General features: G+C 62.3%; 16 protein-coding genes. 7 read left to right on the plus strand and 9 right to left on the minus strand.

Annotated features, from left to right (window positions below):
• Nucleotides 1-69: 69 nt before the first annotated feature.
• The 3 genes from copD to QWI18_RS13645 form a co-directional block, all read right to left on the minus strand.
• Complete coding sequence (gene copD / locus QWI18_RS13635) at nucleotides 70-933, minus strand: copper homeostasis membrane protein CopD (protein ID WP_369319046.1); 864 nt, start codon at nucleotides 931-933, stop codon at nucleotides 70-72.
• 4 nt (nucleotides 934-937) lie between these two features.
• Complete coding sequence (gene copC / locus QWI18_RS13640) at nucleotides 938-1,324, minus strand: copper homeostasis periplasmic binding protein CopC (RefSeq protein ID WP_369319047.1); 387 nt, start codon at nucleotides 1,322-1,324, stop codon at nucleotides 938-940.
• A 231-nt stretch (nucleotides 1,325-1,555) separates the two neighbouring features.
• Nucleotides 1,556-3,193: a methyl-accepting chemotaxis protein gene (locus QWI18_RS13645; protein ID WP_065990529.1), complete on the minus strand. Its 1,638-nt coding sequence runs from the start codon at nucleotides 3,191-3,193 to the stop codon at nucleotides 1,556-1,558.
• A gap of 636 nt (nucleotides 3,194-3,829) precedes the next feature.
• On the opposite strand from QWI18_RS13645, the gene QWI18_RS13650 reads away from it, so the two are divergent.
• Nucleotides 3,830-5,152, plus strand: coding sequence for an OprD family porin (locus tag QWI18_RS13650; protein ID WP_296308647.1), 1,323 nt, complete (start codon nucleotides 3,830-3,832; stop codon nucleotides 5,150-5,152).
• A gap of 222 nt (nucleotides 5,153-5,374) precedes the next feature.
• Here the strand turns inward: QWI18_RS13650 and QWI18_RS13655 are convergent, their stop codons facing one another.
• The 3 genes from QWI18_RS13655 to gcl all read right to left on the minus strand — a co-directional run bounded on the left by QWI18_RS13655 (nucleotide 5,375) and on the right by gcl (nucleotide 9,002).
• Entirely contained in the window at nucleotides 5,375-6,277 is a 903-nt protein-coding gene (locus QWI18_RS13655; protein WP_192131818.1) for a 2-hydroxy-3-oxopropionate reductase, read from the minus strand.
• A 116-nt stretch (nucleotides 6,278-6,393) separates the two neighbouring features.
• Nucleotides 6,394-7,176: a hydroxypyruvate isomerase gene (gene hyi, locus QWI18_RS13660; protein WP_369319048.1), complete on the minus strand. Its 783-nt coding sequence runs from the start codon at nucleotides 7,174-7,176 to the stop codon at nucleotides 6,394-6,396.
• Nucleotides 7,177-7,226: 50 nt separating this feature from the next.
• Nucleotides 7,227-9,002: a glyoxylate carboligase gene (gene gcl / locus QWI18_RS13665; RefSeq protein ID WP_296308640.1), complete on the minus strand. Its 1,776-nt coding sequence runs from the start codon at nucleotides 9,000-9,002 to the stop codon at nucleotides 7,227-7,229.
• 108 nt (nucleotides 9,003-9,110) lie between these two features.
• Here gcl and QWI18_RS13670 point away from each other — a divergent pair, with 108 nt between their 5' ends.
• Nucleotides 9,111-10,019: a LysR family transcriptional regulator gene (locus tag QWI18_RS13670; RefSeq protein ID WP_296308638.1), complete on the plus strand. Its 909-nt coding sequence runs from the start codon at nucleotides 9,111-9,113 to the stop codon at nucleotides 10,017-10,019.
• 474 nt (nucleotides 10,020-10,493) lie between these two features.
• Here the strand turns inward: QWI18_RS13670 and QWI18_RS13675 are convergent, their stop codons facing one another.
• Nucleotides 10,494-11,258 carry a 2-keto-4-pentenoate hydratase gene (locus QWI18_RS13675; protein ID WP_296310056.1) on the minus strand — a complete coding sequence of 255 codons (765 nt, stop codon included), beginning with the start codon at nucleotides 11,256-11,258 and terminating at the stop codon, nucleotides 10,494-10,496.
• A gap of 139 nt (nucleotides 11,259-11,397) precedes the next feature.
• On the minus strand, nucleotides 11,398-12,309 hold the full coding sequence (locus QWI18_RS13680) for a LysR family transcriptional regulator (protein WP_065990540.1): 912 nt from the start codon (nucleotides 12,307-12,309) through the stop codon (nucleotides 11,398-11,400).
• Nucleotides 12,310-12,531: 222 nt separating this feature from the next.
• Between QWI18_RS13680 and QWI18_RS13685 the strand changes: the two genes are divergently transcribed.
• Nucleotides 12,532-13,419, plus strand: a complete 888-nt coding sequence (locus QWI18_RS13685; RefSeq protein ID WP_065990546.1) for a DMT family transporter — start codon at nucleotides 12,532-12,534, stop codon at nucleotides 13,417-13,419.
• Between the two features lie 11 nt (nucleotides 13,420-13,430).
• On the opposite strand, the gene QWI18_RS13690 is transcribed toward QWI18_RS13685, so the two are convergent.
• Nucleotides 13,431-14,708: an MFS transporter gene (locus QWI18_RS13690; protein WP_192132000.1), complete on the minus strand. Its 1,278-nt coding sequence runs from the start codon at nucleotides 14,706-14,708 to the stop codon at nucleotides 13,431-13,433.
• A 265-nt stretch (nucleotides 14,709-14,973) separates the two neighbouring features.
• Here QWI18_RS13690 and QWI18_RS13695 point away from each other — a divergent pair, with 265 nt between their 5' ends.
• The 4 genes from QWI18_RS13695 to QWI18_RS13710 all read left to right on the plus strand — a co-directional run bounded on the left by QWI18_RS13695 (nucleotide 14,974) and on the right by QWI18_RS13710 (nucleotide 19,863).
• Nucleotides 14,974-16,917, plus strand: coding sequence for a bifunctional sugar phosphate isomerase/epimerase/4-hydroxyphenylpyruvate dioxygenase family protein (locus QWI18_RS13695; protein WP_369319049.1), 1,944 nt, complete (start codon nucleotides 14,974-14,976; stop codon nucleotides 16,915-16,917).
• Between the two features lie 88 nt (nucleotides 16,918-17,005).
• Nucleotides 17,006-17,689, plus strand: a complete 684-nt coding sequence (locus QWI18_RS13700; RefSeq protein ID WP_192131804.1) for a TetR/AcrR family transcriptional regulator — start codon at nucleotides 17,006-17,008, stop codon at nucleotides 17,687-17,689.
• A gap of 178 nt (nucleotides 17,690-17,867) precedes the next feature.
• Entirely contained in the window at nucleotides 17,868-18,635 is a 768-nt protein-coding gene (locus QWI18_RS13705; RefSeq protein ID WP_296310062.1) for a 3-hydroxyacyl-CoA dehydrogenase, read from the plus strand.
• A 16-nt stretch (nucleotides 18,636-18,651) separates the two neighbouring features.
• On the plus strand, nucleotides 18,652-19,863 hold the full coding sequence (locus QWI18_RS13710; RefSeq protein ID WP_369319050.1) for an acetyl-CoA C-acyltransferase: 1,212 nt from the start codon (nucleotides 18,652-18,654) through the stop codon (nucleotides 19,861-19,863).
• Nucleotides 19,864-19,901 lie beyond the last annotated feature (38 nt).

Consider the following 19,901-nt stretch of genomic DNA (forward strand, 5'->3'; position numbering starts at 1 on the left):
GCCGCAGTGATGGAAGGCGACACTCCGAGTCTTGCGTTCAAACTTTTGCCTTCAGGCCAACCTGTTCAATCAGCCCAGCATCGGCGGCAAGGTGCCCAGCAACGACACCGCCGCCAGCGCACCCGCGCCAAACAGGCCTTCCAGCAATACGCTCAGCCGCAGCCGCGCCATCGGCAAATCAGCGGCCTGGGCCAACTGCCGGTTCAGCGCTGCCAGCACCAGCATCCCCGCAACCATCGTGACTTTAACGGCCAGCACCAGGCCGAACCCGGCAAACGCCGGCTCAGGCCAGAACCCGCCGCTGAGGGCACGAACGTTGATCAGGCCCGTGGCGATGATCACCGCCACCAGCCCGTAGCCGATGCCGCTGAAACGCCGCAATACCAAGGCCAGATCGACACCACCATCAGCCCTCAGCAGCAGGGCCAGCATCAACAGACCGCCGAGCCAGGTGCCGACGCCGAGCAGGTGCAGCATTTGATTGAGGATCAGCAGCTGGCCTTTCAGACCGTCGAACATGGCGCCGTGACCCACCGGCGCCAGGGTCAGCAGCAACAGCGTGTTGAGGACCAGTAGCGCGCCCGGGTTCACCCGGCGATTGAGGCTGACAACCAGCACGTTCAGCAGCAGATGAACGACCCACACATGACCGAACCAGGTATTGCCCAGCACCAGCCCGACGGTGGACGGATTGATCGCGCCGCTCCAGTCGCTGCTCAGGTAAGCAGCCGTCAGCATCAACCAGGCCATCGCGCTCACCAGCGCGATGGCCGCGAGCCAGCCGAGCAGTCGACTCAGGCGAGGTTCCGCCTGGCTTACCTCAAAAGGCAGCAAATGCCGGCCAAACAACAGGCTGCGGAACGCGCCGACCCCGAACAGCACCAGCACTGCGCCGAAGTGGATGAACCGGCACAGGATCAGTCCTTCGTGCATGGGGTTATGGCGTCACCTGAAAGCGGTAGGTGCCTTCGCTCTTGTGGGTGTCCACCGACACGGCGTGCCATTCCACCTTGTATGTGCCCGGGACCATCGGCACGGCGGGGGTCACGATCAGAACTTTCTGGTTATTGGGATCGGTTTCGACGTTACGCGTCTGGATGATTTCAGTCGGCGTATCAGGGGCGTCCAGGCTGATGACCACTTTGGTGAATGTGGCTTCGACGCCTTCGGAGAAGACCAGGCGCAGCTCTTTGGGCGCGCTCACTTCGCTGTCGGCAGCGGGCTGCTGGCTTTCAAGATGGGCGTGGGCGAAGGCTGCAGTGGAGGTCAGACAGGCCAGCAGGGACAGGCAGGAGAGGGCGTGTTTGAAACGTTGGGCAGACATCGGCGGGACCTTTGCTTGGTGGCAGTTGCAGCGAATGGATGACGGAATCGACGACGGTCGACTCGGGATGACCGGATCGCTACTAGACCAGAAAGTGCAGAAGGACTCCAGCGATTAAGCCGGGTGCGCCGTCAGGATCGAGACGCCGTAGGGGGGCAGGCAGGGGAGCCGAGTGATGCAGTGATCATGCAGCAAAGGGCTGCGCCGCCTGCGCGACGCAGCCCTGGGCGGTCAGACCTTGAAGAAGCTCACGCGGTCGGTGAGCACGTCGGCCAGGGTCGACAGCTCGCGGCTGGAGCGGGCCACCTGATTGGAGCCGACGGCGGTTTCCAGCGCCGCATCGTGGATGCGGTTGATGTTGACGCTGACGTCGTCGGCCACCGCCTGTTGCTGCGCGGCGGCGCTGGCGATCTGCGCGTTCATGTCGTTGAGCGCTCCGACTTCGTGGCGGATCCTGACCAGCGCGGTTTGCGCTTCGTGAGTCTGCTCGACCGTGCGCTGGGCCATCTCGCGGCTTTCGCGCATCAGGTCGGCGGTCTTCACCGCCCCGTTTTGCAATTGACCGACCATGTCGCGGATTTCCTGGGTCGATTCCTGGGTGCGGTTGGCCAGGGAGCGAACCTCGTCGGCGACCACGGCAAACCCGCGGCCTGCTTCACCGGCGCGGGCGGCCTCGATGGCAGCGTTGAGCGCCAGCAGGTTGGTGCGTTCGGCGATGGAGTTGATCACCGCCACCACGTTCTCGATGGCGCGGCTGTCGCTGGACACCTGGCCGACCGAGTCAGCGGCGCTTTCCAGCTTGCGCGCCAGTTGATCCATCGCCTGGGCGGTGCCTTCGACCACGCGCTTGCCGTTCTCGACTTCGTCATCGGCGGTCTGGGTAGCACTGGCGGCCTGATTGGCGTAGCTCGCCACTTCTTTTACGGTGGTCGCCATCTGATTGACTGCAGCGGCCATATGCTGGGTTTCGCTGGCCTGGAGGCGCATCTGGTCGCTGTTGCTGTCGGAACTGGACAGCAGCTGTGCGGAAGAGTGGGTCAACGCCGCCGCAGCCGAACGCACTTCGGTGATGGTGGCCGACAGGTGCACATTGGTCGCCTTGAGCGCGCCCATGACGCTGTCGGGATAGGCCGTTTCGATCTTGTCGGTCAGCTCGCCGGCCGCCAGACGACGGATCGAAGCCGCCACTTGATGGGGTTCTGCGCCCAGGGTCGATTTGAGGCTGCGGATGATCAGCAGCGAGGCAATGATGCCCAACACCACGGCGATGCCGGTCGCCAGCAACATCAGGGAAGCGAATTGCGAGGCGGTGGCCCGTACCGAAGTGATGTGTCCACTGATGGCCGCTTCTTCGAGGTCAATCAGTGCGTTGATGCGGGCGAGCCAGTCCTTGTAGGCGCCGGACACTTGCTCCATCAGCAGCGTCTGGGCCTGGTCGATTTCACCTTGCTGGCGCAGCTTCAGCAGTTTTTCGGTGGCGCTCAGGGAGGTGCGTTCTGCCGCTTTGATGTTGGCCAGCAGCTCTTGCTCACGGGGCGACGCGCCCTTGGTCTGGTAGATGCGGTCCATGGGCGCAGCGGAGGCCTGATAAAGGCCGTCGAGGCGCTCGATGTCACGCAAATGCGTGGCCAGCCCGGCGTCGTTGCGCACCAGCACGGCGTCGCGCAGGGCAATGGCGCGGTCATGGACGCTGCCCCGGAAATTGATCGCGTAGCGCTGTTTGATGGTGGCGTCCTCACTGACGTCGGTCAGTGCGGATTCCATTAGCCGGACCCGGTTAACGCCAACCAGCGTGACCAGAATCATCAGCGCGAGAACAAGCCCGAAGCCCAATCCCAGGCGCTTGGCGATCGAAAGATTTTTGAACATAAAAGGCACCTGAAATGGGGGGCGTTAATGATATTGGAACGCCATTACTTGGTGCGCTTTATATCGGACTTTCTACGACGTTGCCTAGAGAATTTACCTATCGAATCAATAGTGTCCGTTGGTACTTTCAGAGGGAATTTTTCGACCGCTTCATGTTCCCGGCGAATTGTTTGAACGCTCGACCCGCCAGGAATAAAAAAAGCCACCGCACTGGCGTGAGGTGGCTAAAAGTCTTACCAAAGGAATGATGAAGCGGAGCATGATTCGATTGCCTGACGCTGCGGAGTCATCCGGCAATCGAGTCGTGTTCTTCATCGCCGACGACGGTAACATCCGTTCAAAGTTTTCGACTATTACGAAGGTTGATAGTGACTATCAAGACGGGTTGGGAACCCCGCCGGTTGGATAGTGCTACAAGATTTTCGGCCTTCAAGTGCGTGTTTTACCGTGTGTAGAATGTGCGTCGACAATAATCAATGTGCTCCTTTGGCTGGAACAGCCGTCCAGTCACTGGCATATGTGTTTCGTTTCCATCTGCCGCAACGCCCGCTCCAGCGCTGAACCGTATGAATTTCAAACAGCGACCCGCATCCAGGCGGCGCCCGCGCTGGGCTTTAATCGAGACAGGGGACAACAATGACTTTCGTAAAATGGAATCTGATGACGCTGGCGGTTTCGCTGGGTGTCAGTCAATTGGCAACGGCAGCGGTTGTCAGTGATCAATCGGAGGCCAAGGGCTTCGTCGACGACAGCAGTCTGACTGTTCATCTCAAGAACTACTATTTCAATCGGGACAACAAGAACGGCAAGGACGACAGCAAGGACTGGACCCAGGGCGTGCTGGGTAATTTCAGTTCCGGCTTCACCCAGGGCACCGTTGGTTTTGGCGTTGACGCCTACGGTTATTGGGGCCTGAAGCTCGATGGCGGTGGCGGGACCACCGGCACCGGCAACCTGCCCGTGGACAGCCACGGCAATCCGCAGGATGAATTCGGCACCGCCGGCGGTGCGCTGAAGATGCGCATCTCGAAGACCGAATTGCGCTACGGCAACCTGCAGCCCGAGGCGCCGGTGTTTGCCGCAGGGGGGTCACGCCTGTTCCCGCAGACCGCGACCGGTTTTAACCTGCTGAGCAGTGATATCGCCAATCTGGACCTCGATGCCGGTCATTTCACCAGCAGCAACGGCCCGGTCACGACCAACAATGATCACGGCATCTGGGCGGCGTATGCCAACGTTGAAGCCAGCAGCATTGATTACGCGGGCGGTAAATATGCGCTCAGCGATAATCTTTCGGTCAGCCTTTACGGTTCGGACCTCAAGGACGTCTGGCATCAGTACTACGCCAATGCCAACTACACCTTGCCGATCTCTGATCAGCAGTCGTTGAACGTCGATTTCAATATCTACCGCACCAACGACAGCGGTGCCGCCAAGGCCGGGGATATCAACAACACGACCTGGTCGCTGGCGGCTGCCTATTCATTCCTGACCGCTCATACCGTGACGCTGGCGTATCAGAAAGTGCATGGCGACACACCATTCGATTATGTGGCCTTTGGTAATAACGGCGGGGGCGACACTGGCGATTCGATACTGTTGGCCAACTCCGTGCAGTACTCCGACTTCAACGGGCCGGGTGAAAAGTCCTGGCAGGCGCGCTACGACCTGAACATGGCAAGTTACGGTGCGCCGGGTTTGAGCTTCATGGTTCGTTATATCCACGGTGATGACATCGATGGGTCCCACATTCCGTCGAACAGCACGTACACCGGTTATGGCGATGACGGCGACCACCACGAAACCAACCTGGAGGCGAAGTATGTCGTACAGTCCGGCCCGGCCAAGGATTTGTCCTTGCGCATGCGTCAGGCCTGGCACGCCGCCAACGGCGACCAGCCCGATGGCGACGTGAAGGAATTTCGTTTGATTGCGGATTATCCGATCAATATTTTCTGATCGCTTTGCAGGATGATTTAGAAGCTCCGTTGTAGAAGAAAGCCAGGCTGTCCGAGAGGAGGCCTGGCTTTTTTTATTGACGTGTTTGCCGCGCCGGATGTGTGAGCAGGGCGGGCCTCTTCCCGGCTAAAGCCGGTCCTACGAGAATCAGCGGCGTGTGCGTCGTAGGACCGGCTTTAGCCTGGAAGGGGCCGGTATGGCCAACACACCTCTCGATGCCAGTCAGTCAGGCCTGTGATCCCCGCGAATCGAAAAATTCGCCATGTGCTCCAGGCCCTTGATCAGCCCCGAGTGATCCCAGCCACTCCCACCCAGCGCCGCGCAGGTGCTGAACACTTGCTGGGCGTTGGCAGTGTTGGGCAAGTTCAGCCCCAATTCCCGCGCGCCTTCCAGGGCCAGGTTCAGGTCCTTCTGATGCAACGCAATCCTGAAACCCGGGTTGAACGTGCCTTTGATCATCCGCTCGCCATGGACTTCCAGAATCTTCGACGAGGCAAAGCCCCCCATCAATGCGTCGCGCACCTTGGCCGGATCAGCGCCGTTTTTCGACGCAAACAGCAGGGCTTCAGCCACCGCCTGAATGTTCAGCGCGACGATGATCTGGTTGGCGACCTTGGCGGTCTGACCGTCACCGTTGCCACCGACCAGGGTGATGTTCTTGCCCATGGCCTGAAACAGGGGCAGGGCGCGTTCGAAGGTCGCCTGCTCGCCGCCGACCATGATACTCAGCGTGGCCGCCCTGGCGCCGACTTCGCCGCCGGACACCGGCGCGTCGAGGTACTGCGCGCCGGTGGCGTTGATTTTCTCGGCAAACGCTTTGGTCGCCGAAGGTGAGATCGAACTCATGTCGATGACCACCTTGCCGGCTCCGGTGCCTTCGCTCAGACCGTTTTCGCCGAACAGCACGTCGTTGACCTGCGGCGTGTCCGGCAGCATGACGATGACGAACTCCGCCTCTTGCGCCACTTCCCGCGGGTTGGCCAGCACCGTCGCGCCGCCGTCCACCAGTGACGCGGGCGGGGCACTGAAATGCCGGGAAAGGATCAATTGATGACCTGCCTTCTGCAGGTTTTCTGCCATGGGCAAGCCCATGATGCCGGTGCCGATGAATCCGATGTTAGCCATAGAAGGTGCCTCTGGTTGTTGTTGGGGAGCAAGCGGCAAGCTTCAAGCCGCAAGCTAGAAGCCTGACTGCGTTCGTCCGGCTGGCAATGCGTGAAGCTTGAAGCTTGCCGCTGACTTCAGATCAAATTATGGGTTTTCAGCCACCTAAGCCCCGCTGCGGTGGTGGTCAGCGGCGTGTATTCACAGCCGATCCAGCCGCGATAGCCGAGCCGGTCCAGGTGCTTGAACAGAAAGCCGTAGTTGATCTCGCCGGTGCCCGGTTCATGCCGGCCGGGGTTGTCCGCCAGTTGCACGTGGCGGATCGCCGGCAGGTGGTTTTCGAGGGTGCGGGCCAGGTCGCCCTCCATGATTTGCATGTGGTAGATGTCGTATTGCAGCGACAGATTGCGGCTGCCGACCTTCTCGCGAATCGCCAGGGCCTGGGCGGTGGTGTTCAGGTAGAACCCCGGAATGTCCAGGGTGTTGATCATTTCCATGACCAGATCGATGCCCTGGGCTTCCAGGCGGTCGGCGGCGTACTTGAGGTTGTCGACGAAAGTCTTCTCGATCAGCCCGTCGTCGAAACCCTGGGGCTTGATCCCCGCCAGGCAGTTGATCTGGGTGTTGCCGAGGACCTTGGCGTAGGCGATCGCCAGCTCAACGCCGGCGTAAAACTCCTCGACCCGATCGGGGTGACAGGCGATGCCGCGCTCACCCTTGCCCCAGTCCCCGGCCGGCAGGTTGAACAGCACTTGGGTGAGTCGGTTGCGGTCCAGCTCGGCCTTGATCTGCGCAGAGCTGAAGTCATAGGGAAACAGGTACTCGACACCCCTGAAACCGGCGTCGGCGGCGGCTTCGAAGCGGTGCAGAAACTCAAGTTCGGTGAACAGCATCGACAGGTTGGCGCATAAACGTGGCATGACGTACTCCTTCTTGTGCTGGGCTCTGTTTCTTGAATAACCGGGTGCGATCAATCCAGCAGGCTGATGGCGGTAGGGGCGTCGGCGCGGGTTTCGGCCAGGGACTCGAATTCGTTGATAGCGTTGATCTCGGTGCCCATCGCAATGTTGGTGACCCTCTCGAGAATGATCTCCACCACCACCGGCACGCGGTGCTGCCGCATCAGCCTCGTGGCCTCGGCGAAGGCGGCCTGCAGGTGCGCCGGGTCAAGCACGCGGATCGCCTTGCAGCCCAGGCCTTCGGCAACCGCAACATGATCGACGCCATAGCCTTCCAGCTCAGGCGCGTTGATGTTGTCGAACGCCAGCTGAACGCAGTAGTCGATGTCGAAGTTGCGCTGGGCCTGACGAATGAGGCCCAGGTAGGAGTTGTTCACCACCACATGGATGTACGGCAGCTTGAACTGCGCACCGACGGCCAGTTCTTCGATCATGAACTGGAAGTCGTAGTCCCCTGACAGCGCGACAACCTGGCGATTCGGGTCAGCCTTGACCACGCCCAGCGCCGCCGGAAGGGTCCAGCCCAGGGGGCCGGCTTGTCCGCAATTGATCCAGTGACGCGGCTTGTAGACGTGGAGGAATTGCGCGCCGGCAATCTGCGACAGGCCGATGGTGCTGATGTAGCAGGTGTCCTTGCCGAAGTACTGATTCATCTCCTCGTACACGCGCTGGGGCTTGACCGGGATGTTCTCGTAATGGGTCTTGCGCTGCAGCGTGCGCTTGCGTTCCTGGCAGCTGGCGAGCCACTGGCTGCGGTCCTTCAGTTTGCCGGCGGTGTGCCACTCGCGCGCCACTTCGATGAACATCGCCAGCGCTGCGCCGGCGTCAGAAACGATGCCCAGATCCGGCGTCAGCACGCGGCCGATCTGCGTCGGCTCGATGTCAACGTGGATGAAAGTACGCCCTTCGCTGTACACCGAGACGGTGCCGGTGTGGCGGTTGGCCCAGCGGTTGCCGATGCCCAGGACCAGATCGGACGCCAGCATCGTCGCGTTGCCATAGCGGTGGGAGGTCTGCAGCCCGACCATGCCGGCCATCTGCGGGTGATCGTCGGGGATCGTGCCCCAGCCCATCAGCGTCGGGATCACCGGAATGCCGGTCAGCTCGGCGAATTCCACCAGCGCGTCTGACGCATCGGCGTTGATAATGCCGCCACCGGCGACGATCAGCGGACGCTCCGACGCGTTGAGCATCGCCAGGGCTTTTTCGATCTGCTTGCGGCTGGCCTGGGGTTTGACCACCGGCAGCGGTTCGTAAGCGTCGATGTCGAATTCGATCTCGGCCATCTGCACATCGAAGGGCAGGTCGATCAATACCGGGCCGGGCCGGCCACTGCGCATCAACTGGAAGGCTTTCTGGAACACATACGGCACCTGGCCGGGTTCCATGACCGTCGTTGCCCATTTGGCCACCGGGGCTGCGATGCTGGCGATGTCCACGGCCTGGAAGTCTTCCTTGTGCATCCGTGCACGGGGTGCCTGGCCGGTGATGCAGAGAATCGGAATCGAGTCGGCGGAGGCTGAATAGAGACCGGTGATCATGTCGGTGCCGGCCGGGCCCGACGTACCGATGCACACGCCGATGTTGCCGGCGATGGCACGGGTGTAACCCTCGGCCATGTGCGAAGCGCCTTCGACGTGGCGCGCCAGCACGTGGTCAATGCTGCCGAGTTTCTTGAAGGCGGCGTACAGCGGGTTGATCGCGGCGCCGGGAATTCCGAAGGCGGTGTCGACGCCTTCGCGACGCATCACCAGAACGGCGGCTTCGATGGCTCTCATGACGGTCATTTGTTAGTCTCCTGAACTCGATAGTTTTTGTACGTAAGCAGCCTGATTTGAATCCGATGCTTTGTGAATGGCTGTTTTTATCCGCTCTATCGGTATCTGGAGTATCGAATGGATCGCTACACGGAATTGCGCAGCTACGTCCTGGTGGCCACCCGTGGCAGTTTCGCCGCCGCTGCGCTGGTGGAGGGCGTGACGCCGGTGATCATGGGCCGGCGGCTGAGTGCGCTGGAGGATCGGCTGGGCGTGAAGCTGATTCATCGCTCGACCCGGGGCCTGACCCTGACCGATGCGGGCGAGTCGTACCTGGAGAACGCCAAGCTGGTGCTCCAATCATTCGAGGAACTGGACGCCAGCATCAGCGAGAACGAAAGCAGCGTGCGGGGCCATCTGGTGGTCTCGGCACCGGCGGGGTTTGGCCGCCAGCACGTCGCGCCCCATGCGCCGGAATTTCAGGCGCGGTTTCCGGATTTGCAGCTGTCCTTCAACCTGACTGACAACGTGGTGGATCTGGTGCGTGAGGGTTATGACATGAGCATCCGCATCGGCGAGGTGCTCGACCCCAACTACGTCGCCATCAAGCTGTACGCCAACAAACGCGTGGTCTGTGGCTCACTGGCCTATTTCGCGGAGCACGGATTCCCCCGGGTGCTTGAGGACCTGGCGCAGCACAATTGCCTGTCGTTCAACCTGCAGGGCGGGCAGCATCGCGGCTGGACCTTCCAGCGCGAGGGCAGGCCGGTGGCGATCAAGGTCGCGGGCAATCTGTACTGCAACGATGGCGAGCTGTTGTATGACTGGGCCAAGCGCGGGCTGGGCCTGAGCTGGCGCTCGACGTGGGAGATTCAGAACGCAGTGGAGAGCGGCGCCCTAGTCACCGTGCTGGATGAATTCGCCTTGCCCAGTTACGACATCCAGGGCGTTTACCCGCAGCAGCATTACCTGCCGGCGAAAGTGCGGTTTTTCATCGCGTTTCTGAAAGAGGTGTACAACCGACCGGGGTATTGGCGGCAGGGGTGAGCCGTCATTCCCCTGGCACCTCAATCAAACGCTTCCCGGCTAAAGCCGGTCCTACAACTCCGCGCCCGACGCAACGAGGTGCCGTAACGCAAATTTCTGGTAGGACCGGCTTCCGCCGGGAAGGGGCCGTAACCGGCGCTAAAGACAGGTTGAATGCACAGACGTCTTCCCGGCTGAAGCCGGTCCTACAACTCCGCGCCCGACGCAACGAGGTGCCGTAACGCAAATTTCTGGTAGGACCGGCTTCAGCCGGGAAGGGGCCGTAACTAGCGCTAAAGATAGGTTGAATGCACAGACGTCTTCCCGGCTAAAGCCGGTCCTACGACTCCGCGCCCGACGCAACGATGTGCCGTAACGCAATTCCTGGTAGGACCGGTTTCCGCCGGGAAGGGGCCGTAACCGGCGCTAAAGATAGGTTGAATGCACAGACGTCTTCCCGGCTGAAGCCGGTCCTGCCATTGGCGACCCAGGAACCTAAATCAACTCCACCGACACCACCGGCAGCCCGCGAATCTCGCCCACCGCCAGACCCGGCCCGCGGGTCTTGTACATCCCGGTATAGGAACCGGTCGTGATCACCATCTCCGGCGTCACGCTCAGCCCGTTCTGCGTGTGGTGATTGACCAGCCACGGCAGCAAGCGCCGAGGGTCACCGGCCGGATTCGCCCCGTCCCCCGGCACGATGTCTTCGTCGCCATAGGTAAAGCTCAGCGCAGGCTCGACAAACGGGAAGCTGGCATCGTAATCAACAAATTCGCCAACAATCAGCGCGCCGTGGTTGAGCAGGTCGCCCAACGCCAGCAGCGGTTCGATCTTCGGCCAGGCGTCAAAGCGGCTCGACACCACTTCAATGGTCGCGCCCATCGTCTGGATGCTGCCCAGCACTTCGTCATCCGAATACGCCTCATCGCGAGGAGCGAATTCGCGACCCAGCCGAAAGGCGATCTCCAGTTCCAGAATCGGCGACGGATAGTCGATGCACTCCACCTGGCTGCCGCTGGCAAAAATACCGTCGTCCGGCAGGAGCGCGCCATTGATAGGCCCGGTCGGCGATTTGGCGCCGACCTTCCAGCCGCCCACTGAGGTCTCGCGCAGGCGCAGAATCTCGCGTTGCAGCGCGTAGGCACCGGCCACGTCGGCGGGCACGTACTCCGGGCGGATGTCGGTGATTTTCTGACCGGCGCCCATGGCGTCGACGATCAATTGGGCAATGTTCGCTGGGTGAGACGATGGATTCACGCGGATCTTCCTTCAGACAATTGATGGAAAGCGCCCCGATTCCGTTGCCGGTCAGGCGAGGGACGGCGGAGCCAGCGTGACTACTCTAACCCTATTTCGGCCGGTGGGCCGAGGCTGGGCTGCGGACCTGTGCCCGCACTCAAACTCGCCCGGCGCTGTACGCCAGGTCCGCGCGCAGACGCTGAACGCAGAAATCAACGAACGAGCGCACTTTGGATGAGCCTCTTCGGCCTTCGACGTAGACCACGTAAACCGGCATCGGCGTGACCTCGAAGTCTTCGAGCACGGCGCGCAACGTGCCCGCCTGCAGGTGTCGGCGAATCTGGTAGGACGGCACCTGAGTCAGGCCCCAGCCATCAAGGGCGGCATGAGTGGACGCCGTGAACGAGGTCATTGCCAACCGCGATTGCACCTTCACGTCCTGGTGCTGGCCGTCGATGCGGAAGGTCCACGCGGGGCTGCGGCCGGTAATCATCACGGAAACGGTTTCGCGCTCGATGAGCTCGTGGGGATGCCGGGGAGTGCCATGGGCCTTGAGGTAAGCGGGGGAGGCGCAGACCATGCGCCGGACGCTGCCGACCTGAATGGCGGTCATCGACGAGTCGGGTAACTCGCCGATGCGCACCGAGACGTCGATGCCTTCTTCCAGCTGCCCGGCGATTCGGTCCATTAACAGGCCGCGGATCTGCACCTGGGGATGCTGGTTCAGGTACTCGGTCATGACCGGCGTGACGTGCAGGTCGCCGAACACTTGCGGCGCGGTAACGGTCAGCAACCCACGCGGCGTCCCATGAATGCCGGCTGCGGCGCTCTCGGCCTCCTGCAGATCGGCCAGCAAGCGCCGGCAATCGTCGGCGAAACGCACGCCGGCTTCGGTCAGGCGCAGCTGCCGGGTGGTGCGCACGATCAGCAAGGTGCCGAGCCGTGCTTCCAGCTGCGCGACGGCCCGGGTGACGGTGGCCGTGGACACGTTCAGGTTGCGCGACACCGCCGCGAAGCTGGGGCCTTCGGCAACGGCGGCGAAAAGGGTCATTTCCTGAATGCGGTCCACTGAGCGTCCGTTCCGAGTCAACGAGAGCGGCAGTCTGCGGCAAATCCGGGCAAGCGGAAAGGCCTGATCCAGACGGTCAGAAAAACACCCGGGCGGTCATGTTTGCTTGGTGCTCCGGCGACGCCTTCTATATTCTTGCTGACGCTGGACGCCTCGAACGAAAGCCGGCGCTCGACACGGCAAGGGACAGACCCGCATTCACGCACGGCCAAAGGAACGCAGATGAGCACCACCAGCACGCCGCTCTCCGGCGTCAACCAGCCATTGAAGGGCATCGCACTGATTCTGTTTGCGACCTTTCTGTTTTCCAGTCATGACACGCTGTCCAAATACCTCTCCGGCATCTACCCGATCATGATGGTGGTCTGGGTGCGCTATGTGGTGCACACCGGGCTGATGGCGTGCATTTTCATGCCCTCGGCGGGCCTGCGCGTGCTACGTACCAAGCGCCCGGGGCTGCAGGCGTTGCGCGCGGTGTGCCTGCTGGGCACAAGCTTGTTGTTCACCAGTGGCCTGATGTTCATCCCGATCGCCGAAGCGACGGCGGTCAACTTTCTCGCGCCGCTGCTGGTGACGGCCTTGTCGGTGCCGCTGCTCAAAGAGACGGTCAGTCGCGGTCAATGGATCGCGGTGCTGGTGGGTTTCAGCGGGGTACTGGTGATCGTGCACCCCGGCGGCGAGCTGTTTCGGCCGGCGGTGTTACTGCCGCTGGGCTCGGCGTTCTGCTTCGCCTGCTACCAGTTGCTGACCCGTCTGGTCGCGGCCCACGACAGCCCGACCACCAGCAACTTCTTCGCCGGTCTGTTCAACAGCCTGTTGATGAGCGCCATCGTGCCGTTCTTCTGGCAGTCACCGGAGTGGAAGCACATTCCGTTCATGCTGGCGCTGGGCACCTGCGGCATGGTTGCGCACCTGATGCTGACCCAGGCCTTCCGCTTCGCTGCACCGGCCATGCTGGCGCCGTTCGGGTACTGTCAGATCGTCTTCGCCGGCTTGTGGGGCTACATCGTGTTCAACCATTCGCCATCCCTTGTCGCCCAGGCCGGCATCGCGATCATCTGCCTCAGCGGCCTGGCGGCGGCGTGGCAGCAGCGCAAGAAGGGCGGTTGATGACGGCGGGTTCATGACCTGCGCGGCGCCATGAAATACATCCAGATCAACGCAATGAAGTACATCACCGGGATCAGGGTGAACAGCACGCTGTAGTTATTGTGCGTCGCGGTGAGGACCGCGCCGACGATCTGCGTCATGAACATGCCGCCGATGGCCGCGCACATGCCGCCGAAGCCGAACACCGTGCTGATCATGTGCCGGGGCGTGTAATCCATGACCAGGCTCCAGATGTTCGCCGTCCAGGCCTGATGCGCACCCACCGCCAGGGCGATCGCCGTGACGGCCACCCACAGACCGCTGGCGTTGGCGGCGAACACCACGCCAATGATCGTCAGCGCGAACACCAGCATCGACAGAAAGCGTGCGGTCATCGGCCGCATGCCCCGGCCGATCAGCCACGAAGACAGGATCCCGCCCCCGACACTGCCGAAGTCGGCGGTCAGCCAGATCAGCATCAGCGGGATGCCCATCTGCGTCACGCTGATGCCGAGGTTGTATTGCTGATTCAGAAACGGCGGCAGCCAGTACAGGTAAAACCAGAACACCGGCGCGGTGAGGGCGTAGGCGAGGGCAAAGGCCCAGGTGCCGCGCATTTTCAGGATGCGCGAGAGCGGTACCTTTTCCCCTTCAGGCTCCGTTTCAGGGTCGGCATCGCTGTCGATGTAGGCGCGCTCGCTGGCACGTACCGTCGGATGGTCGTGGGGATTGAAATACGTCAGCCGCCAGGTGATGACCCAGACCAGCCCCAGCGAGCCCATGCAGATAAACGCCGCCTGCCAGCCCCACACGGTCAGGATCAGCGGCAACAAGGCAGGCGTGACCATCGCGCCGACGTTGGTGCCGGCGTTGAAAATGCCGGTGGCCACGGCGCGTTCTCCGGCCGGGAACCACACCCGGGTGACCTTGACGCAGGCCGGGTAATTGGCGGCTTCGGTCAGGCCCAGAATAAACCGGCAGACCATGAAGCCCGCCGCTGATGTCGCCAGACCGTGGGCGCCCGTGGCGAGACTCCACAGCAGCACCGCGAGGAAGAACGCGCGCTTGACGCCGACCCGATCAATGAAACGCCCCTGCAGCAGAAAACCGATGGCGTAACCGACCTGAAACCAGAAGTTGATGTTGGCGTAATCCATCGCCGTCCAGCTCATCTGCTCCGCCAGAATCGGCTGCATGACGCCCAGTGCCGCGCGGTCGATGTAGTTCAGGGTGGTGGCGAAGAACACCAGTGCCAGCATGCCCCAACGGGTTTTGCCGACGGCCAGGGCGCCGCGAATCTTGTCGTTCATGCCGGCATGGGGCGGCGCAGGGCGGGAGGCGACCGGGGCAGGCGAAGCAGAAGGGGAACGCATAAGCATCAAGCCTGTTTTGAAATTGTTATGGTGGTGTCCGCGCGGCCAGGGCAGTGGCCCTGCAAAGCGTCATACAACTAACCGTATGGTTCATTTCATTTGATGTCATGTCCAACGGCGCGAATAATCCCACGAACGCCCGCCAGGTTCGAGCCTCATCGACGCCAGGTGGCCATGTGATTATTCAGGAGATTCCCCCCGCATGCAGCGCTCGATCGCCACTGTTTCCTTGAGCGGCACCCTGCCGGAAAAGCTCGAAGCCATTGCTGCAGCAGGTTTCGATGGCGTAGAAATCTTTGAAAACGACTTGCTCAATCACAACGGCAGCCCGCGTCAGGTGCGGCAGCTGTGCGCGGATCTGGGCATCGCTATCACCCTGTTTCAGCCGTTCAGTGACTTCGAAGGCTGTCGCCGCGAGCACCTGCAGCGCAACCTCGACCGCGCCGAACGCAAATTCGACCTGATGCAGGCACTCGGCACTGACCTGATGCTGGTCTGCAGCAACACCGCCAGCGACTCACTGGGCGAGCGAAACGTTCTGCTCGATGACCTTGGGTCGATCGCCGAGCGGGCAGGTGCGCGTCAACTGCGGGTGGGCTATGAGGGCCTGGCATGGGGACGTCACGTCAACACCTGGCAGCAGGTCTGGGATCTGGTCCGGCAGGTCGACCATCCGGCCCTCGGCGTGCTGCTCGACAGCTTCCACACGCTGTCGCTCAAGGGGGATCCGAGCGGGATTGCGCAGATTCCCGGCAACAAGATCTTCTTCGTGCAAATGGCCGACGCGCCGCTGCTGAACATGGGCGTGCTGGAGTGGAGTCGACATTTCCGGTGTTTCCCGGGGCAGGGCGAATTCGATTGCGCGGGTTTCCTCGCGGCGGTCCTGCGCAGCGGTTACACCGGCCCGCTGTCGCTGGAGATTTTCAATGATGTGTTTCGCGCCGCACCCACTCGGGCCAACGCCGCCGATGGCCTGCGTTCGTTGCTGCACCTGGAGGAGCAAACCCGCGCGCTGCTGCAGCAGCAGTCTCAACCCGCTGCACCGTCATTGTTGTTCCATCCGCCGGCACCCAGCGCCTGCACCGGCGTGGCGTTTCTCGAGTTCGCCGTGGATGATGCCCAGGGTGCGCGGTTGGGCAGCTGGCTGCATGGCCTGGGGTTAGGCACCTTGGGTCAGCACCGCAGCAAAGCCGTGACCCTGCTGGGGCAGGGCGATATCAATATCCTGTTGAACGCCGAGCGCTTCTCCTCACCTCCGATGCCTTCCGCTGCGGCTTCTTTCGCTGCCCCTTCTTTCATGAACTCCGCCCTCGAAACTCCCGGCGCGTCGCTGCGCGCCATGGCGTTGCGGGTGAACGACAGCGCTGCTGCGCTGGAGCGGGCGAGTCAGCTCAATGCCGATACCCATGACGGCCCGGTGGGCCCTGATGGTCGAGCGGTCCCGGCAGTGCGCGCGCCGGACGGCAGCCTGATGTATCTGATCGAGGCCGCCGCACCGGGGCAATCGAGCTGGGACAGCGACTTCACCCTGAGCCCGCCACCCTTCACGCCAAGCGGTTTGCAGCGCATCGATCACGTTGCCATGGCCTTGCCTGCCGACAGGCTCGACAGCGCGGTGCTGTTCTACAAAGCCGTGCTGGATTTCGAGGCCGATGCCGATGCGCTGCTGCACGACCCTTACGGGCTGGTGAAAACCCGGGCGCTGCGCAGCCGTTGCGGCACCGTGCGCCTGTCGCTGAACACCCCGGATCATGGCGACACGGCCATCGCCCGCGGGTTGGCGAGCCACGGCGGCGCAGGCGTTGATCACGTCGCCTTTGCCTGCGACGACATCTTTGTCCAGGTCGCCCGCGCCGAAGCGGCAGGCGTGCAGTGGCTGGATATTCCCCAGAACTACTACGACGACCTGGGAGCGCGCTTCGGTTTCGACGACGGGTTCCTCGACAAACTGGCGCAGCACCACGTGCTGTATGACCGTGACGCCGACGGTGGCGAGCTGTTTCACGCCTATACTCAAGCGTTCGACGAGCGTTTTTTCTTTGAAATCCTCCAGCGCAGCAACGGCTATGCGGGTAATGGCGAGGCAAACGCCGCGGTACGCCTGGCGGCGGTGGCCCGGGCCCGCAGCGGCTCGGCACGGGCGTGATCGCCCATGGCGCTTCGTGACGAGCCGCTTCCGTAACGCACCGGTGCGGCCCATAATCCCGCGATTCCACCGTGGTCGTGAGCCCCGCATGAAAACCGTTGACGACAGCCTCGCCGAAGCGCGCCCAGATGAACGCGCTCAGTCGCCGCGCAAGTCCCGCAAGAACAATCCGGAAAAAACCCGTGACGGCATCCTTCAGGCGGCCGTCGCCGAGTTCGTCGCCCAGGGCCTCTCCGGCGCACGCGTCGATGCGATTGCCGAGCGCACGCAAACCTCCAAGCGGATGATCTATTACTACTTCAACAGCAAAGAGCAGCTGTACACCGAGGTGCTGGAGAAACTTTACGGCGACATCCGCACCACGGAAAGCAGCCTTGACCTGGACGTGCTCGCACCGGAAGCAGCGATCAGGCGGCTGGTGGAATTCACCTTCGATCACCACGACCGCAACGTCGATTTCGTGCGCATCGTCTGCATCGAAAACATCCACAACGGCGCCAACGTCAAACAGTCCGCGACCATCCGCGAGCTGAGCCGGAATGTCTTGCAGGCGCTGGACGAAACCTTGCGGCGGGGTGAGCAGGCCGGCGTTTTCCGGCCAGGCGTACAGGCCGTGGACCTGCACATGCTGATGAGCTCGTTCTGTTTCTACCGCGTGTCCAACCGTCACACGTTTGCCGAGATTTTCCAGATCGACCTGGAGGACGAAGGGGTCAAGGCGCGGCAGAAAGCGATGATCTGTGATTCGGTGATGCGTTACCTGCTGCCGTGACGGGCGAGTTCAACGCCACGCCGGCCTGAAGACCCGAACGATGCCGCGACGCCAGTCTGCGCTGATCGCCACTGGCCAAAACCACCACGCGTTCTGCGCGCTTTGACTATTGCCCATCCACGCGGCAGAGCGGAGTATTTCGCCCCTCCAACAATAAAAGTGTAAGGACGACACAATCATGCAGATCGACGGCAAGGTATTCCTGGTCAGTGGCGGCGCGTCCGGGCTGGGTGCGGCCAGCGCACAGATGCTCATCGACGCCGGGGCCAGCGTGATGCTGGTGGACGTCAACGCCGAGGCGCTCGCGGCGCACGTGGAAAAACTGGGCGGCAAGGCCCGGGCCAGCGTCAGCGACATCACCCGGGAGAGCGACGTTCAGGCCGCAGTGGATGCGGCGCTCAGTGCGTTTGGCCAGATCAATGGCGTCATCAACTGCGCCGGCATCGTCGGCGCCGAGAAAATCCTTGGCAAAGAAGGCCCCCACGGCCTCGACAGTTTCAGCCGGGTGATCAACGTCAACCTCATCGGCAGCTTCAACCTGCTGCGCCTCGCTGCCGTGGCCATCGCCGAAAGCACGGCCGACGCCGGCGGCGAGCGTGGCGTCATCATCAACACCGCATCGGTCGCCGCCTATGACGGCCAGATCGGCCAGGCGGCGTATGCGGCCTCCAAGGGCGCCATTGTCAGCCTGACCCTGCCCGCCGCCCGTGAACTGGCGCGTTACGGCATCCGCGTCATGACCATCGCCCCGGGCATTTTCGAAACGCCGATGATGGCCGGCATGACCCCCCAGGTGCGCGAGAGCCTGTCCGCCGGCGTGCCATTCCCGCCACGCCTGGGCAAGCCCGAGGAATACGCCGCGCTGGCACGCCACATCATCGAAAACAGCATGCTCAACGGCGAGGTGATCCGTCTGGACGGCGCCTTGCGCATGGCGGCTCGCTAATCGAGGAAATTCCATCATGTCTTTGAACAAACGTCAGACGTTGAACGACGACCCTGTGGTAATCGTGAGTGCTGCGCGCACGCCCATGGGCGCCTTTCAGGGTGATCTCAAAAGCCTGACTGCGCCGCAATTGGGCGCCGCTGCCATCCGCGCCGCGGTTGAGCGCGCGGGCATTGATGCAGCGCAGGTCGATGAAGTGCTGTTCGGTTGTGTGTTGCCGGCCGGGCTGGGCCAGGCGCCTGCGCGTCAGGCGGCATTGGGCGCCGGGCTCAGCGACGCCACCACCTGCACCACCTTGAACAAGATGTGCGGGTCGGGCATGCAGGCGGCCATCCTTGGCCACGACATGCTGCTGGCCGGCAGCGCCGACGTGGTCATCGCCGGTGGCATGGAGAGCATGTCCAACGCGCCGTATTTGCTGGAAAAAGCCCGCAGCGGTTACCGCATGGGCCACGGCCAGATCATCGATCACATGTTTCTCGACGGCCTTGAAGATGCCTACGACCGTGGCCGCCTGATGGGCACCTTCGCCGAGGAGTGCGCCGGGCTGGAAAATTTCAGTCGGGAAGCCCAGGACGGTTTTGCGGTCGCCTCGCTGACCCGGGCGCAGGAAGCCATGACGCGCGGCGGGTTCGACGCTGAAATCGTCCCGGTGGAGGTCACGGTGGGCAAGGAGCGCAAAACCATTCGCCAGGACGAGCAGCCACCCAAAGCGAAGCTGGACAAGATCCCGCTGCTCAAACCGGCGTTCCGCGAAGGCGGCACCGTGACAGCAGCCAACTCAAGCTCGATCTCCGACGGCGCTGCAGCCCTGACCCTGATGCGCCAGTCCGAAGCACAACGACGTGGGATCACGCCGTTGGCGGTCATCCATGGCCACGCCGCTTATGCCAATGAGCCGGGGTTGTTTCCGACCGCACCGGTAGGCGCCATCGACAAGCTGATGAGCAAGACCGGCTGGTCTCTGGCCGAGGTCGATCTGTTCGAGATCAACGAAGCGTTCGCGGTCGTCGCGCTGGTCACCATGGCCCGCCTGGAACTGCCCCATCACAAGGTCAACGTGCATGGCGGCGCCTGCGCATTGGGCCATCCCATTGGCGCATCAGGGGCGAGGATTCTGGTGACGTTGCTGTCGGCGTTGAAGCAGCGGGGTCTTAAGCGAGGGGTCGCAGCCATTTGCATCGGCGGCGGCGAAGCGACAGCGGTGGCCGTTGAGCTTGTTCTTTAATATCAATGCCTTGTGCTGCGTTTCGCATCTGAAATCTA

Origin of the sequence: Pseudomonas sp. W2Oct36 (assembly GCF_041060465.1) — a bacterium.
Taxonomy (GTDB): domain Bacteria; phylum Pseudomonadota; class Gammaproteobacteria; order Pseudomonadales; family Pseudomonadaceae; genus Aquipseudomonas; species Aquipseudomonas graminis_B.

What these genes read in the sequence shown, in the direction of transcription:
- copD (WP_369319046.1), bottom strand. Translation starts at nt 933, where the DNA reads ATGCACGAAGGACTGATCCTGTGCCGGTTCATCCACTTCGGCGCAGTG.
- QWI18_RS13650 (WP_296308647.1), top strand. Translation starts at nt 3,830, where the DNA reads ATGACTTTCGTAAAATGGAATCTGATGACGCTGGCGGTTTCGCTGGGT.
- QWI18_RS13655 (WP_192131818.1), bottom strand. Translation starts at nt 6,277, where the DNA reads ATGGCTAACATCGGATTCATCGGCACCGGCATCATGGGCTTGCCCATG.
- QWI18_RS13645 (WP_065990529.1), bottom strand. Translation starts at nt 3,193, where the DNA reads ATGTTCAAAAATCTTTCGATCGCCAAGCGCCTGGGATTGGGCTTCGGG.
- gcl (WP_296308640.1), bottom strand. Translation starts at nt 9,002, where the DNA reads ATGACCGTCATGAGAGCCATCGAAGCCGCCGTTCTGGTGATGCGTCGC.
- QWI18_RS13685 (WP_065990546.1), top strand. Translation starts at nt 12,532, where the DNA reads ATGAGCACCACCAGCACGCCGCTCTCCGGCGTCAACCAGCCATTGAAG.
- QWI18_RS13705 (WP_296310062.1), top strand. Translation starts at nt 17,868, where the DNA reads ATGCAGATCGACGGCAAGGTATTCCTGGTCAGTGGCGGCGCGTCCGGG.
- QWI18_RS13670 (WP_296308638.1), top strand. Translation starts at nt 9,111, where the DNA reads ATGGATCGCTACACGGAATTGCGCAGCTACGTCCTGGTGGCCACCCGT.
- QWI18_RS13700 (WP_192131804.1), top strand. Translation starts at nt 17,006, where the DNA reads ATGAAAACCGTTGACGACAGCCTCGCCGAAGCGCGCCCAGATGAACGC.
- QWI18_RS13690 (WP_192132000.1), bottom strand. Translation starts at nt 14,708, where the DNA reads ATGAACGACAAGATTCGCGGCGCCCTGGCCGTCGGCAAAACCCGTTGG.
- hyi (WP_369319048.1), bottom strand. Translation starts at nt 7,176, where the DNA reads ATGCCACGTTTATGCGCCAACCTGTCGATGCTGTTCACCGAACTTGAG.
- QWI18_RS13695 (WP_369319049.1), top strand. Translation starts at nt 14,974, where the DNA reads ATGCAGCGCTCGATCGCCACTGTTTCCTTGAGCGGCACCCTGCCGGAA.
- QWI18_RS13710 (WP_369319050.1), top strand. Translation starts at nt 18,652, where the DNA reads ATGTCTTTGAACAAACGTCAGACGTTGAACGACGACCCTGTGGTAATC.
- copC (WP_369319047.1), bottom strand. Translation starts at nt 1,324, where the DNA reads ATGTCTGCCCAACGTTTCAAACACGCCCTCTCCTGCCTGTCCCTGCTG.